This is a genomic window from Sphingomonas sp. BLCC-B65, from assembly GCF_028550675.1.
Classification (GTDB): Bacteria; Actinomycetota; Actinomycetes; order Actinomycetales; family Microbacteriaceae; genus Microbacterium.
Map to the genome: position 1 here is coordinate 1,932,554 of NZ_JAQQGL010000001.1, position 14,457 is coordinate 1,947,010.

Sequence of the window (14,457 nt, forward strand, 5' to 3'; positions counted from 1 at the left end):
TGGCGCAGATCGTGGCGGTTCGGCAGCCGCCCCAGGCAAGGGGTGGGGGCGGGCGTCAGGCTTTGGCGATGGCGTCTTCGAGGGCGACCCAGGCGAGCATCGCGCACTTCACGCGTGCCGAGAACTTCGACACCCCCGACAGGGCCGCGGCGTCGCCGTAGACCTCCTCGTCGAGCTCGATCGTCCCACGCGAGCGCAGCGCCTCACGGAATCCCTCGATCAGCTGCAGGGCCTCGGCCCGGCTGAGCCCTTCCTCGGCGACGAGGTCGGCGAGCATGGATGCCGAGGCCTGCGAGATCGAGCAGCCCCGACCCTCCCACTGCACGTCGGCGATGGTCTCGCCGTCGACGCGGGCGCGCAGCGTGATCTCGTCGCCGCAGACGGGGTTCTTCTGGTGCGAGGTGCCGATCGTGCCGACCGTGGCGGGGGCGTCGCCCTCGTCGGTGAGGCCGAAGTGCTGCGGGTGCTTGGAGTGATCGAGGATCAGCTCACGGTAGAGGGCGTCGAGATCGCTCATGTCAGACTCCGAAGTAAGGGCGGATGCCGGCGACGGCCTCGATGAGACGGTCGACGTCGTCGGTGGTGTTGTAGAGGGCGGTGCTCGCGCGAACACTGGCCGTGACGCCGTAGCGCGAGTGCAGGGGCGCGGCGCAATGGTGGCCGACGCGGACGGCGATGCCCAACGCGTCGAGGTACTGGCCGGCATCATGGGCGTGCACGCCGTCGACGTCGAAGGCCCACAGCCCGACGCGCTCGACCCCGGCGGCGTCGCCGAGCAGGCGGATGCCGGGGATCTCCGCGAGGCCCGCGTGCATGCGCTGAGCGAGCATGCCCTCGTGGGCATGGATGCGATCGAGGCCGATGTCGTCGAGGTAGCGCACGGCGGCGGCCAGCCCGATCGCCGGTCCCACGGGCTGCGTTCCGGCCTCGAAGCGCTGCGGCGGAGGCAGGTACTCGGCGCGATCGAGCGTCACGGTCGTGATCATCGAGCCGCCCGTGAGGAACGGCGGCAGCGCCTCGAGCACCGGTGTGCGTCCGTACAGTCCGCCGACACCGTACGGGCCGAGCATCTTGTGTCCGCTGAAGACCGCGAGGTCGACGCCGAGAGCGGGCAGATCGAGCGGCAGGTGCGGCGCTGACTGGCATGCATCCATCACCGTGATCGCGCCCACACCCTGAGCGAGCGCGATGAGCTCGGCGACGGGGTTCACGATGCCGAGGACGTTCGAGACGTGCGTGAAGGCGACGACGCGGGTGCGCGCCGTGATGAGGGACGCGGCGGCATCCATATCGAGCGTGCCGTCGTCGTGGGCGGGGATGTGTCGCAGCACGGCGCCCGTGCGAGCGGCCAGCTCCTGCCAGGGGATGAGGTTGGCATGATGCTCGATCGCCGTCGTGACGATCTCGTCGCCCGGCCGCACCAGCCCCGCATTCCCGATCGAGTATGCGACGAGGTTCAGGCCCATCGTGGCGCCGCTGGTCCAGACGAGCTGCTCGGGCCGTGCGCCGACGAATCCCGCCACGGTGGCTCGGGCGTCCTCGAACAGCTCGGTCGCCTCGGCGGCCAGCGTGTGCGCCCCACGGTGCACCGCGGCGTTCGCGTGCGTGAGGAAGTCGCGCTCGGCGTCGAGCACCGCGAGCGGCTTCTGACTGGTGGCCGCGGAGTCGAGATAGGCGAGGGGGTGTCCGTTGACCTGCTCGGCCAGGATCGGGAAGTCCGCCTTGATCGCGGAGGCGTCGAGGGTCGCCGCAGGCGCGGCGGAAGCGGGGGACGCGGTCGCGGAAGTCACCCCTCTAGGCTACGCCCCGGCATCCCACCCGGCTCCGGCGCGACGGAGCCGCCTCGGATGCCGTCAACTCTCGTCTTCGGTGTGCGCGACCAGTCCGTAGCTCGGCAGCCGGCCGTCACGACGGTCATCGCCGAGGAGCGGGCGGGAGCGGCGGCCGTAGATCAGCTCCGACGAGTCGAGCAGCCACGGCACCAGCGTGATCTGCACACCGTGCACGAGCATGAGCTGCTGTGCGATGCGGCGCGCCCGTCGGTTGTGCAGGAACGTCTCCCACCAGTGACCGACGATGTACTGCGGCATGTAAACCGTGACGACGGCGCTGCCGTGCTTCTCGCGATACTTCGTGATGAACTGGGCGATCGGAGCCGCGTAGTGCCGGTAGGGCGATTCGATCACCACGAGCGGAACCGGCATGTTGTGGAACTTCCAGTCCTCCTGCACGTCGCGGGCTTCTTCCGCCGTGACCGCGACGTGTACCGCCAACGTCTTGTCGTGCCTGCCCGACAGGGCGTAGTCGATCGCCTTAGCCGTCGGCTTCTGCAGCGTGCCCACCAGTACGAGCGCGACATCTCCGGTCGAGCCGTAGTGCACGTCATCGTCCATGGCGATCTCGTGCGAGACGTCGCGGTAGTAGCGGTGCACCCCGATCATGAGGAACGACAGCAGCGGGATCGCGATGAAGACCAGGTAGGCGCCGTGGGTGAACTTCGTGATCGTCACGATCACGAGGACGACGATCGTGAACGTCGCCCCGAGCGCATTGATGAACAGGCCCGAGATCGCCTCTCGCCGTGCCTTCGCCGCCTTCGGGGAGAGCAGGCGCAGCTCGCGCCGCCAGTGCTTGACCATGCCGAGCTGGCCGAGTGAGAACGAGACGAAGACGCCGATGATGTACAGCTGGATCAGCGTGGTCAGCTTCGCCTGGAAGATCACGAGCACCAGCACCGCGGCCAGGCCCAGGATGATCATGCCGTTCGAGTAGACGAGACGGTCGCCGCGCGTGTTCAGGGCCTTCGGCGCATAGCCGTCGCGTGCGAGCACCGAGCCCAGCAGCGGGAAGCCGTTGAAAGCCGTGTTGGCGGCCAGCAGCAGGACGGCGGCGGTTGCGGCCTGCACCACGAAGAAGAGGATGCTGCCGTTGCCGAACGTCGCAGCGGCCACCTGCGCCATGAGGCTCGGCTGCACGAGCGCCTCGCAGTTGAAGCCGATCAGCCGGCACGGATCCTCCGAGTAGTGCACACCGGCCACGAGAGCGAGCACCGTGAGGCCCGCGAACATCGTGATGGCGATCGAACCCATCAGAACGAGCGTTGTCTGGGCGTTTCGGATCTTCGGCTGGCGGAACGCCGGAACACCGTTGGAGACGGCCTCCACGCCGGTCAGGGCGGAACAGCCGCTGGAGAACGCGCGCAGGATCAGCAGGATGAGAGCGGCCTGGCTGAGGTCTTCCGCCTGCACGGCGAACTGCGCGCTCTCGGCGATCGGCGCATCGCCCAGCATCCAGCGGACGAGGCCCGTACCGATCATGAGCATGACCGAACCGATGAACAGGTAGGTCGGAATCGCGAAGGCCGTCGAGGCTTCGCGGACGCCGCGGAGGTTGACCAGGATGATGAGCACGACGAAGCCGACCGCGAGCTCGACGCGCCAGGGGTCGAGGTTCGGCAGGGCCGAGATGATGTTGTCCACGCCCGAGGCGACCGACACGGCCACCGTCAGGATGTAGTCCACCAGCAGGGCCGCCGCGACCACGACGCCGGCCTTCTCGCCCAGGTTCGTGCGGGCGACCTCGTAGTCGCCGCCGCCCGAGGGGTAGGCCTTGATCAGCTGGCGGTAGCTGAGCACCACCACGATGAGCAGGGCGACGACCGCCGCCGCGACCCACGGGCTGAGCGCCAGAAAGGCCGTGCCGCCGATCAGGAGGATCATCAGCAGCTCCTGCGGGGCATAGGCCACCGAGGAGAGGGCGTCGGAGGCGAAGATCGGCAGCGCCATCTTCTTGGGCAGCAGCTGTCCTTCGAGCTCCTCGCTCGTGAGGGGCTCGCCGATGAGGATGCGCTTGGCGATCGGCGTCTCTTCGCCGGGGCCGCGACTGTCGTCTGTCACGGCGGGCGACATTACGCGGTCGCGTGTCGCCGCGCAATCCCGGCGAGCGTGAGAATGACGCCGCGAGGCTGCAAGGATCGACGCATGGGGAATGAGCTCTACTCGGGGGTCGTCGCGCTGGGCATCGGATTCGTCGTGGGAATCGTGCTGTTCGTGCCGTTCGTGGCGATCAGCTATCGGCGCCGCGGCCGGCTCACCGTCGGGCGATTTCTGCTGTGGGCCGCCGCGCTGGTCTACTTCTGGGCCATCTGGACGTACACGCTGCTTCCCCTGCCCGACGCCGAGAATTACGCCTGCGCGGGCGTGAACCTGAACATCTGGGCCTTCATCGACGACCTTCGCGGCGCCCGCAGCCTCACCGACTTCGCCGTCCTGCAACTGGCGCTGAACGTGCTGCTGTTCATGCCGCTCGGGTTCTTCCTGCGGGTGCTCGGAGGTCGCGGCATCGTCGTCGCGTTCGCGACCGGTCTGCTGGTGTCGCTGACGATCGAGACCACCCAGCTCACCGGGGTGTGGGGACTGTACCCGTGTGCGTACCGCGTCTTCGACGTCGACGACATGCTCACGAACACGGTCGGGGCGGTGCTCGGCTCGCTCGTCGCGCTGATCGTCCCCCGACGGTGGTGGGTGCGTCGATCGACGGATGCCGGGAGCCGCCCGCATCCGGTCACGCGCGGACGCCGGCTGCTCGCCATGTTCTGCGATCTGCTCGGCGTCGTGCTCGTCGGGTACGGTTCGGCCGTCGCCGTGCAGGTGTTCCTCGAGTACGTCGTTCGCGACCATGCCGCCGTCCTCGACGGTGCCGCGGGTCGCTTCGCGCTCACGGTGACGCCGATCGCGATCTGGGCCGTCGTCGTCCTCGCCACCGGCCGCACGCCGGGAGACCTGGCCGTCGAGCTGCGCTATCGCGGGGGGCCGCTGCCGGCTCCCGTGGCGCGGCCGCTGCGGTTCCTCGCCGGCATCGGGGGCTATCTGCTGCTGGATCTCGTGCCGGAGCCGTGGACGTTCGTGCAGTTCGTGTTCGCCGCGGCATCCGTCGTCCTCGTGTTCACCACGCGCGGCGGCCGCGGACTGCCCGGGCTGCTGAGCGGTCAGTGGCTCGTCGATGCGAGGGAGTCGGCTGCCGTGGTGGGGGACGGCGGGACGGCGTTCACAACTCCGGAGAAGTCGTCCCGAAACGGGTGAACGGCCTGGCGTCGGCTGCGGGCGGCGTCGAATCTCCGGAGTTGTGAACAGAGCGGAAGGGCGCCCGTCCGATCCGCGGCGGCGACCTACTGCGGAGCGTAGAAGTACAGGATCGTCCCGACCGGCCCGTCGGCCCCGTCGGTGTCGGCGAACACGCTGTAGGAGGGCGTGCCGTTCTTGAACGACGAACGCTGCGGGTCGAAGGCGAAGCGGATGCTGCCCGAGGGGCGCGGCGTCTCGCTCGCGGGAGCGGGTGTGAGGGCCCGCACCTCGGCCGCGCTCATCCCGATCTTCAGGCCGAACTCCGCCGTGACCGGAACTCCGCCCACCTCGTTCGCGGTGAACAGCGCGTACGCGGGCTGCGAGAAGTCGGCCCGGGTCAGCGTCGCGGTCGGGACCATCTCGAACAACGAGAATCCGTTCCACGCGTACACGGTGTAATCCGGCAGCGTCGAGCCGTTGCCGGCCTGCGTGCGCTGCGTCGGCGGCGCCCCGAAGGCCGCGGTGAGGGCCGCGACGGCGGCGGTCGGCTCGTCGGCCCACCGGTAGGTGAAGGGCTGGCCGGAGGCGCTCGTGAGTGTGAAGCCGGTGGCCGAGAACGCCACCCCCGTGGCGGCGGCGGTCGTCGTGGGGCTCGGCGTCGAAGAGGGGGTGGATGCCGGCACCGACGCGTCATCCGTCGGCACCGACGGTGCCGAGGGTGCCGGTTGCGCCGAATCGGACGGGCGGGTCAGCGCGAAGCCGACCACGGCGACGACCGCCACCGCCAGCACGGCGGCGACGATTCCGAGGATCAGCGTCATGCGCGAGCCGCCTCCGCCTCCCGGGGTGCGGGGTTCGCGCGGTGGCTTCGGCTGCCGGGGCTCGCGCGGCGCGCGCTGCTCGCGCCCCTCGCGCCCCGCCGCGCGTTCCGGCTCGTCGGGCTGGGGGCCGAACAGATCCTCGAGGCTCATCCCAGGAACTCCCGCGCGGCGACGACGAGCGCGTCCACGCCCCGCTCGATCGTGGGGTGCAGGATCGGAGCGAAGAACGGCGAGTGGTTGGTGGGGATGTCCTCGTTGACGGTGCCGCGCGCGACGGCATCCGCGAACTGCTGCGGGTCGAGCCCGCCCCAGAACCAGTAGACGAGCGGCACGCCCGCCTCGCGGGCGAACCACGAGACGTCCTCGCTTCCGGTGAACATGCCCGGGTCGACGACCGTCCCCTCGCCGAAGGCGCGGTCCCACGCGGCGGTCAGGCGCGCGGTGGCGTCGTGGTCGTTGATCGTCGGAGGCAGGGAGTGGTCGGTCGTGATGACCGGCTCCTCCTCCGCTCCGGATGCCGCGGCCTCCGCCCGCACGATGCGTTCGACGCGTGCGAGCACGTCGGCGCGGGCCTTGTCGTCGGGGTAGCGCAGGCTCAGCTCGAGCTTCGCCTCGGCGGGGATGATGTTGTTCTTGAGTCCCGCGTGGATCGAGCCGACGGTGACGACGGCCATCTCCCGCGGGTCGATCTCGCGCGAGACGACCGTCTGCAGGCGCATGACGGTGGCGGCGGCCATGACGACGGGGTCGATGGTGGCGTGCGGTCGCGAACCGTGGCCGCCGCGGCCGAGAAGGCGCACGGTGAGGCCGTCCGAGGCCGCCATCTGAGTTCCGGGGCGCACACCGATCGTGCCCGCCGGGAGCGGCGTCAGGTGCTGGCCGAGCACGATGTCGGGCTTCGGGAAACGGTCGAGCACGCCGTCGGCGATCATCGCCTGCGCCCCGGCGCCGTACTCCTCCGCGGGCTGGAACACGGCGACCACGGTTCCCGACCACTCGTCGCGGGTCGCGGCCAGCCGCTCCAGGGCGCCCAGCATCGCGGTCACGTGCATGTCGTGGCCGCACGCGTGCATCACGGGGACGTCGGTGCCGGCCGGGTCGATGCCGCGGGCGGTGCTGGCGTAGGCGAGGCCGGTCTGCTCGGCCACCGGAAGGCCGTCCATGTCGGCCCGCAGCCACACGACCGGGCCGTCGCCGGCGGCGGTGCCGGTGATGCTCGTGGCGACGCCGGTCGTGCCGAGGCCTTCGACGTAGTCGAGTCCGAGAGCGGCGAGCTCACGGGTGATCACGCCCGCCGTGCGGGTCTCCTGGAACGACAGTTCCGGGTGGCGGTGCAGGTCGATGTAGAGGGCTTCGAGGTCGATGCTCATGCCATCGAGAGTACGCGGGACTACGCCGGCGGTTGCGGGGAGCCGCCGCGAAGGTGGGCGGATGCCGCGCGCGCCAGCTCTCCCAGCACGAGCTCGCCCGAGTCCGCGTCGTAGTCGAACAGTTCGCCGTAGCGCCCCCACTGGATGGCGATGTCCAGCTGACGGCGGGCCTCGGCATCCGTGAAACCCCGTCGCAGCAGATCGAGGAAGAAGTCGTCGCGCAGCGCCCCGTCGTCGCTGTTCTCCAGCGCCGCGACCACGGTGTGCACGAGCGGCGCGTGCTGCAGGCACAGGCGCGCGAACAGTTCCTTGGAGGCGTCGATGTCGGCGGTGACCCACGCACGGCCCTCATCGGTCAGAAACGCCTGAGCGCCCTCCACATCGAGCAGCCGCAGCATGCTCGCGGCATCCACGAGCGGCAGCAGATCGTCGACCTCGAACGACAGCTCGTCGGCGAGGTCGGGCAGGTCGGTCTGCCCGTTGTGGGCGTGGACGATCTCGATCAGACCCGCGAGCCCGCCGACCGACGCGGCCGGCAGCGGCCAGGTCGCGGGCGTGCGCGCCGCCACCGCGTTCGTCGCCGCGGCATCCCCGCCGCCGTCGCCGGTGAGCAGGGCGTACAGGCGTGCGACCGTCTCGTCGAATGCGGGGCTGCGTCGATCGCGAGGACGCGGCATCGACACGGCGACCTCGCCGACGAGGTGACCGGGGTTCGAGCCGAGCACGATGACGCGGTCGGCCATGAGCACGGCCTCCTCGATGTTGTGGGTGACGATGCACACCGTCCGCGTCGGGAAGTCGGGCTGCGACCAGAGCGAGATGACCTCGCTGCGCAGGTTCTCAGCCGTCAGCACGTCCAGCGCCGAGAATGGCTCGTCCATCAGCAGCACGTCCGGGCGCAGCACGAGCGCCCGTGCGAAGCCGACGCGCTGGCGCATGCCGCCGGAGAGCTCTCGCGGATACGCCGACTCGAAGCCGTCGAGACCGATCACGTCGATCGCCTCGAGCGCGCGGGCGCGGCGCTCGTCGCGGCCGACGCCGCGGGCCTGCAGGCCCAGCTCGACGTTGTCGAGCACGGTCAGCCACGGCATGAGCGCGAACGACTGGAACACCATGCCGACGGCGGGGTTCGCACCGCGCAGGCGCTCGCCGCGGCAGCGGACCTCGCCGGCGGTGGGCGCGATGAGCCCGGCGATCATGCGCAGCAGGGTCGACTTGCCCGAGCCCGACTTGCCGAGGAGTGCGACGACCTCGCCCTCGTGGAGGGTGAGGGTGATCTCGTCGAGCACGGTGAAGTCGGCGGCGCCGCGTCCGACGGGGTAGGTCTTGGTGACGCGGTCCAGTTCGATGATCGGACCGGTGCCGGTCTGTGCGGCGGTGGTCCGGGTGAGCGTGCGTGCCATGGCGGCACCTCCGTGAAGGATCGTGGTTTCGTTCGGGTCTGGGTGCGGCGGCGGATGCCGCGGGTCAGGCGAGCTGGAAGCGGGTCTGGGCGAGGCGGTACAGCGGACGCCACAGCGCGCGGTTGAGGGCGACGACGAAGACGCTCATGACGATGACGCCGACGTAGGTACGGGCCGTGTCGCCGGTGGCGGTCGCCTGGGCGATGTACGAGCCGAGGCCCGTCGCCGTCAGCGTCGTGCTGCCGTAGGTCACGACTTCGGCGACGATCGAGGCGTTCCAGGCGCCGCCGGCCGCCGCAATCCCGCCGGTGACCCACGCGGAGAACACCGCCGGGAGGATCACGGTGCGCCAGCGCAGCCAGCGGCTGAGCCCGAGGTGGGTGGAGGCCTCACGCAGGTCGCCCGGAATCGCTGAGGCTCCGGCGATGACGTTGAACAGGATGTACCACTGCGCGCCCAGCGACATGAGGAAGATGCCGCCGACGTCCAGCGAGATGCCCGTCTGGATCAGCAGGAGCGTGACGAACGGGAACAGGAAATTCGCCGGGAAGCTCGCGAGCACCTGCACGATGGGCTGCGCGAACCGCGTGACGCCGGGGTTCATCCCGATCCAGACGCCGACGGGCACCCAGACGAGGGTTCCGACGATGACGAGCACGAGCACGCGTGCGAACGTGATGAGTCCGAGGCCCGCGGCGACGGCGAACTCGTCGAGCCCGATCGAGGACGAGATCGAGCGCAGCATCACCACGCCGCCCCAGACGACGAGCACCGTGACCGCGACGCCGAAGACCACGTCGCCGATCCGACGCCGCCCCCGGTCGACGCTCAACGGCACGTCGGCGACGCCGAACACGCGCATCGCGCGGTCGATCCCCTCGCCTAGCGGCCGCAGGGCGCGACCGAGCAGTCCGGGAAGCCCCGAGTGGCGCAGGACATCGAGCACGACCGAGCGCGGGGCGGATGCCGGGGCCGTGTCGCCCACGCGGAAACGCTCGGCCCACGCGGTCAGCGGGCTCCAGAACAGGGTGTTCACGCCCACGACCATGATGACCATCGTGACGATCGCCGCGAGCAGCGCTGGGATGTTCTCGTCCGCGGTCGCCGACGCCACGAAGGATCCGATGCCCGGCAGCGCGTAGGTGTGGTTGTTGACCGAGATGACTTCGCTCGCCACGAGGAAGAACCACGCTCCGCCGAAGCTCATCATGCCGTTCCAGACGAGCGGGATCATGCCGCTCGGCACGTCGAGCTTCCAGAACCGTTGCCAGCGGCTCAGTCGCAGGAGGCGGGCGGCTTCGTCGAGCTCACGCGGCTGGCTCGTGAGCGCGCCGTAGAACGCGAAGGTCATGTTCCAGGCCTGGCTCGTGAAGATCGCGAACACCGACGCGCACTCGACGCCCAGTTCGGAGTTCGGGAACAGCACGAGCCACACCGAGAGCGTGACCGAGAGGAACGCGAGCACCGGCACGGACTGCAGGATGTCGAGGATCGGGATGAGCACCTTCTCGGTCCGACGCGAACGTGCCGCGGCGGTCGCGTAGACGAATGTGAAGACGAGCGACAGCGCCAGGCCCACGAACATGCGCAGCAGCGAGCGTGCCGCGTCGTAGGGAAGGTTCGTGAGGTCGGTCGACACACCGGCGACGTCGCGGTTCGGGTCGAACGGCACCAGGACGCCGTGTGACAGGTCGACGACGGCCCACAGCAGGGCGGCGAAGGCGACGAGCACCACCGCGTCGGCGGCGAGGCGGGTGCGGGCAGGGGCGGTGACGGCGGAGGCCGCACCGGCGAAGGGACGCAGGATCGACATGGGGGTTCTCCGGGTCGGGCGCGCGGCGGTGCCTGCCGAGGACCGAAACGGGTCAGTCGGAGATCACGCGGATGCCGCGAGCGCGGGGTGACGACGATGGCGATGGTCGGAATCAGAACTCATGGCCGTCTCACCTCCTCGACTCGGGACGGCGGCCCCCTGCCGGAAGGCCTCGGGTAGCATATGTCTCATTCAATCACTTGCGCAAACGAACGAAAGGTTTCCGATGCTCCCGTCGTCATCGACGCCCGAGAACGGACCCAGCGAAGACCAGCTGGCGGCGGCATCCGCCACCTTCGACCTGCTGTCGGTGCCCGGGCGGCTGCACCTGGTGTGGTTGCTGTCCCGTGACGAGACCGACGTCACCACCCTCGCTGCGCGGACGGGCGCGCAGATCGCGGCGACCAGTCAGCAGCTCGCGAAACTCCGTGCGGCCGGTGTCGTGTCGGCCCGTCGCGAGGGCCGGCGTCAGCTCTATCGCGTCGATGACGTGCACATCATCGCGATCGTGGATCAGATGCTCGCCCATATCGCCCCCGACGGCACGATCGCCCAAGCCCCCGACCCGCGCCGGCCGCCGCGGCGACCGCGCTTCGTTCCCGCCTGACCGCGGGAACGGCCTCGCCGCTACCGGGTCACGCGCGGCGGCGCCGTCGAGCCGCGGACCACGAGCTCGAAGGGCAGGGATGCCGGGCCGGCTGGCGCATCCTCGACGCCCAAGGCCGCGAGCACCGCCTGTCCGGCGCGCTCGCCCTGCGCGTGCGGGAACTGCTCGATCGTCGTCAGCGCGAACAGTCCCGCCAGCTCGTGCCCGTCGACGCCGATGACCGACAGCCCGCCGGGCACCTCGACACCGAGTTCCCGCGCGGCCGCGAGCACGCCGAACGCCATCTCGTCCGATGCGGCGAAGATCGCGGTGGGCGCGTCGGGGCCGGACAGCAGCTCGCGGGACACGTGGCGCGCGCCCTCGACGGTGAAGTCGGCCGCGACGAAACGGGGCTCGGCGACACCGGCATCCCGCATCGCCTGGGCGAATCCGCGGCGCCGCCGGGTGGGGATGTCGAGGGTCTCGCCCGCGTCGTCGGCGAGGCTCCACCCGAGGTGCACAATGTCGCGGTGGCCGAGTCCGAGCAGGTGCGCGGTCGCGAGGCGCCCCACGGCTGTGTCGTCGACGCGCAGCCCGGCGACGTCGGCGTGGGGGACGCCGAGCCCGACGACGGGAACGGGCAGCGCCCCGAGCTGACGTCGCTCGTCGGCGCTGAGCTCGACCGACAGCACGATGAGGCCGTCGACGCGCCGTCGGCGCAGCGAGGTCTCGAACAGGTTCCGGCGCTGCTCCGGGTCGTCGGTCAGGTTGTACAGCGTCATGTCGTAGCCGCGCGGCGCGAGCTGCGCGGCGATGCCGTCGAGCACCGTCGCGAAGAACCACCGATCCAGAAGCGGAACGATCACCCCGATGTTCTCGGCGCGCCCGGAGGCGAGGGTGGATGCCGCGGCCGAGACGACGTAGCCGAGCTCGGCGGCCGACGCGCGTACCCGCTCGCGCGTCGCCTCCGACAGGCGCCCCCGTCCGCTGAGGGCGCGCGACACCGTCGCCGTCGAGACGCCGGCGGCGCGCGCGACCTCCTCGATGCCGGTCACGTCAGTCCGCGACCATCCATACCGCGACGTCGACGGGCAGCTCCGTGCCGTCGAACGGTGCGCTCGCCACCAGCACGGTGCCCGAGGGCAGCGTCACCGGCGTCGAGCCCGCGTTGGCGAGCACGGTGACGCGACCGGAACGGAACGCGATCACGTCGTCGCCGTAGCCGTCGAGCCACTCCAGCGTCGCCGCTCCGAGGCCCTCGGCGCGGCGGGTCGCCAGCAGCGTGCGGTACAGCCACAGCGTGGAGTCGGGGTCGGACTCCTGCGCGTCGCGGGCGAGCGTGGCCCATTCGGCCGGCTGCGGCAGCCACGACTGGCCCGTCGGGCTGAAGCCGTAGGCGGCGGCATCCGCGGTCCACGGGATCGGCACCCGGCACCCGTCGCGGCCGTAGCGCTCGCCGTCGGTACGGAACCAGGTCGGATCCTGCCGAGACGCGGGCGGCAGCGCGATGACCTCGGGAAGGCCGAGCTCCTCGCCCTGGTAGAGATATGCGGAGCCGGGAAGGGCGAGCATCACGGTCGTCGCGGCGCGGGCGCGACGCAGCCCCACCTCGGGAATCGGCTGGCCGGGGGAGTCGGGACCGATACCGTGGCCCTGCGGGTTCTCGGCGGTCAGCGCGAGCCGCGACGCGTGGCGCACGACGTCGTGGTTCGACAGCACCCAGGTGGCCGGGGCGCCGACGGCGGGAAACGCCCGCAGCGACTCGGAGATGACCTCGCGGATGGCCGCGGCATCCCACTCCGTCATGAGGTACGGGAAGTTGAACGCCTGGTGCATCTCGTCGGAGCGCACCCACTCGGCGGTGCGGTCGACGGTGGGAAGCCACGCCTCGGCGCAGAGCGCACGGTCACCGTCGTATGCGGCGAGAACGCGGTGCCAATCGCGGTAGATCTCGTGCACGCCCTCCTGACCCCAGTACGGCACGTCGTCGTCGGAGCCGCCCATGCTGTCGGCATCCACCGCGGGAAGGTGGTCGGGCAGACCGTCGGTCTTGACGAGGCCGTGCGCGACATCGACGCGGAAGCCGTCGACGCCGCGGTCGAGCCAGAACCGCAGGATGCCGCGGAACTCCTCCTGCACCTCGGGGTTCGACCAGTCGAAGTCGGGCTGGCTCGTGTCGAACAGGTGCAGGTACCACTGCCCCGGCGTGCCGTCGGCCTCGGTGACGCGGGTCCACGCCGGACCTCCGAAGACCGACTCCCAGTTGTTCGGCGGCAGCTCGCCGTTCTCACCCTTGCCGTCGCGGAAGAGGTAGCGGGCGCGCGCGGCACTGCCGGGGGCTGCGGCCAGCGCCTCCTGGAACCAGACGTGCCGGTCGGAACTGTGATTGGGCACGAGGTCGACGATCACGCGGATGCCGCGATCGTGCGCGCCGGCGAGCATCTCGTCGAAGTCGGCGAGCGTGCCGAACAGGGGGTCGACGTCGCAGTAGTCGGCGACGTCATACCCGGCATCCTTCTGCGGAGAGCGGTAGAAGGGGCTCAGCCACACGGCGTCCACGCCCAGGGCGCGCAGGTTGTCGAGATGCGCCGTCACGCCGGGGAGGTCACCGATGCCATCGCCGGAGGCGTCGGCGAAAGAGCGCGGGTAGATCTGGTAGATCACCGCGGTGCGCCACCATTCGGCGCCGGGGCGGCTCTCGCCGATGTCGGGGAGGGAGAAGGTCAACTGCGACGTCATGGCATCAGCGTAGCGCAAGCGCTTGCGCACATGGCGGGCGAGCATCCGGATCGGGTCGCGTCCGGCGGCGACTAGCCTTGACCGGTGACTTCCGAGGCCCTTGCCCACGCCGAATCGCTCATCGCCGGCATCCCCGACTTCCCGCAGCCGGGCGTGCTGTTCCGCGACATCTCCCCGCTGCTCGCCGACGCGCGGGCGCTGCGCACCGTCGTGGATGCCGTGATCGAACCGTTCGTCGGGCAGTTCGACGTCGTCGCAGGCGTCGAGGCGCGTGGGTTCATGCTGGCCGGCGCCGTCGCGATCGCGGCGGGTGTGGGCATGGCCCCGATCCGCAAGGCGGGCAAGCTGCCGCGGCCCGCGGCATCCGTGTCGTATGCCCTCGAGTACGGCACGGCCGAGATCGAGATGAGCGACGACCTCGCAGCCGGAACGCGCGTGCTGCTGGTCGACGACATCCTCGCCACGGGCGGCACGCTGCGTGCGGGCCAGCACCTGCTCGACGAGCTCGGCCTGCAGTTGGCGGGGACGGCGGTGCTGATGGAGCTCGTCGAGCTTCAGGGGCGCGCGGTGTGCGGCCCGGTCCATTCCGTCTTCCGGGTCTAGGTCGCGGCATCGGTGAGCATCTTGCGGACGCCGGCGAGGAGCTTGGACATGCCGAAGCC

General features: G+C 70.6%; 12 protein-coding genes. 3 read left to right on the forward strand and 9 right to left on the reverse strand.

Annotated features, from left to right (window positions below):
- Window positions 1-55: 55 nt before the first annotated feature.
- The 3 genes from sufU to PP359_RS09145 form a co-directional block, all read right to left on the reverse strand.
- On the reverse strand, window positions 56-517 hold the full coding sequence (gene sufU / locus PP359_RS09135; protein WP_295818218.1) for a Fe-S cluster assembly sulfur transfer protein SufU: 462 nt from the start codon (window positions 515-517) through the stop codon (window positions 56-58).
- 1 nt (window position 518) lies between these two features.
- Window positions 519-1,790 (reverse strand): SufS family cysteine desulfurase, encoded by a 1,272-nt coding sequence (locus tag PP359_RS09140; protein ID WP_499250390.1) that lies wholly within the window; start codon window positions 1,788-1,790, stop codon window positions 519-521.
- A gap of 63 nt (window positions 1,791-1,853) precedes the next feature.
- The gene (locus PP359_RS09145; protein ID WP_499250391.1) at window positions 1,854-3,896 is read right to left on the reverse strand and encodes an APC family permease; all 2,043 of its coding nucleotides are present in this window, start codon (window positions 3,894-3,896) and stop codon (window positions 1,854-1,856) included.
- Between the two features lie 84 nt (window positions 3,897-3,980).
- On the opposite strand from PP359_RS09145, the gene PP359_RS09150 reads away from it, so the two are divergent.
- A complete protein-coding gene (locus PP359_RS09150) occupies window positions 3,981-5,081 on the forward strand; it encodes a VanZ family protein (protein ID WP_112932096.1) in 1,101 nt (366 codons plus the stop codon).
- An 86-nt stretch (window positions 5,082-5,167) separates the two neighbouring features.
- On the opposite strand, the gene PP359_RS09155 is transcribed toward PP359_RS09150, so the two are convergent.
- The 4 genes from PP359_RS09155 to PP359_RS09170 all read right to left on the reverse strand — a co-directional run bounded on the left by PP359_RS09155 (window position 5,168) and on the right by PP359_RS09170 (window position 10,470).
- On the reverse strand, window positions 5,168-6,034 hold the full coding sequence (locus PP359_RS09155; RefSeq protein WP_499250392.1) for a hypothetical protein: 867 nt from the start codon (window positions 6,032-6,034) through the stop codon (window positions 5,168-5,170).
- Entirely contained in the window at window positions 6,031-7,254 is a 1,224-nt protein-coding gene (locus tag PP359_RS09160; protein WP_499250393.1) for an amidohydrolase, read from the reverse strand. Before PP359_RS09160 ends, PP359_RS09155 begins: the two co-directional genes overlap by 4 nt.
- 20 nt (window positions 7,255-7,274) lie before the next feature.
- Entirely contained in the window at window positions 7,275-8,657 is a 1,383-nt protein-coding gene (locus tag PP359_RS09165) for an ABC transporter ATP-binding protein (RefSeq protein ID WP_135949948.1), read from the reverse strand.
- Between the two features lie 64 nt (window positions 8,658-8,721).
- Window positions 8,722-10,470 carry an ABC transporter permease gene (locus tag PP359_RS09170; protein ID WP_499250394.1) on the reverse strand — a complete coding sequence of 583 codons (1,749 nt, stop codon included), beginning with the start codon at window positions 10,468-10,470 and terminating at the stop codon, window positions 8,722-8,724.
- Between the two features lie 226 nt (window positions 10,471-10,696).
- Here PP359_RS09170 and PP359_RS09175 point away from each other — a divergent pair, with 226 nt between their 5' ends.
- Window positions 10,697-11,077, forward strand: coding sequence for an ArsR/SmtB family transcription factor (locus PP359_RS09175; protein ID WP_295777017.1), 381 nt, complete (start codon window positions 10,697-10,699; stop codon window positions 11,075-11,077).
- Between the two features lie 20 nt (window positions 11,078-11,097).
- On the opposite strand, the gene PP359_RS09180 is transcribed toward PP359_RS09175, so the two are convergent.
- Both PP359_RS09180 and PP359_RS09185 read right to left on the reverse strand, forming a co-directional pair.
- Window positions 11,098-12,111: a LacI family DNA-binding transcriptional regulator gene (locus PP359_RS09180; RefSeq protein ID WP_499250395.1), complete on the reverse strand. Its 1,014-nt coding sequence runs from the start codon at window positions 12,109-12,111 to the stop codon at window positions 11,098-11,100.
- A gap of 1 nt (window position 12,112) precedes the next feature.
- The gene (locus tag PP359_RS09185) at window positions 12,113-13,795 is read right to left on the reverse strand and encodes a glycoside hydrolase family 13 protein (RefSeq protein ID WP_499250396.1); all 1,683 of its coding nucleotides are present in this window, start codon (window positions 13,793-13,795) and stop codon (window positions 12,113-12,115) included.
- Window positions 13,796-13,879: 84 nt separating this feature from the next.
- On the opposite strand from PP359_RS09185, the gene PP359_RS09190 reads away from it, so the two are divergent.
- Window positions 13,880-14,398, forward strand: coding sequence for an adenine phosphoribosyltransferase (locus PP359_RS09190; protein WP_036318781.1), 519 nt, complete (start codon window positions 13,880-13,882; stop codon window positions 14,396-14,398).
- Window positions 14,399-14,457: the final 59 nt, after the last annotated feature.

What these genes read in the sequence shown, in the direction of transcription:
- sufU (WP_295818218.1), bottom strand. Translation starts at nt 517, where the DNA reads ATGAGCGATCTCGACGCCCTCTACCGTGAGCTGATCCTCGATCACTCC.
- PP359_RS09150 (WP_112932096.1), top strand. Translation starts at nt 3,981, where the DNA reads ATGGGGAATGAGCTCTACTCGGGGGTCGTCGCGCTGGGCATCGGATTC.
- PP359_RS09155 (WP_499250392.1), bottom strand. Translation starts at nt 6,034, where the DNA reads ATGAGCCTCGAGGATCTGTTCGGCCCCCAGCCCGACGAGCCGGAACGC.
- PP359_RS09160 (WP_499250393.1), bottom strand. Translation starts at nt 7,254, where the DNA reads ATGAGCATCGACCTCGAAGCCCTCTACATCGACCTGCACCGCCACCCG.
- PP359_RS09165 (WP_135949948.1), bottom strand. Translation starts at nt 8,657, where the DNA reads ATGGCACGCACGCTCACCCGGACCACCGCCGCACAGACCGGCACCGGT.
- PP359_RS09170 (WP_499250394.1), bottom strand. Translation starts at nt 10,470, where the DNA reads ATGTCGATCCTGCGTCCCTTCGCCGGTGCGGCCTCCGCCGTCACCGCC.
- PP359_RS09175 (WP_295777017.1), top strand. Translation starts at nt 10,697, where the DNA reads ATGCTCCCGTCGTCATCGACGCCCGAGAACGGACCCAGCGAAGACCAG.
- PP359_RS09185 (WP_499250396.1), bottom strand. Translation starts at nt 13,795, where the DNA reads ATGACGTCGCAGTTGACCTTCTCCCTCCCCGACATCGGCGAGAGCCGC.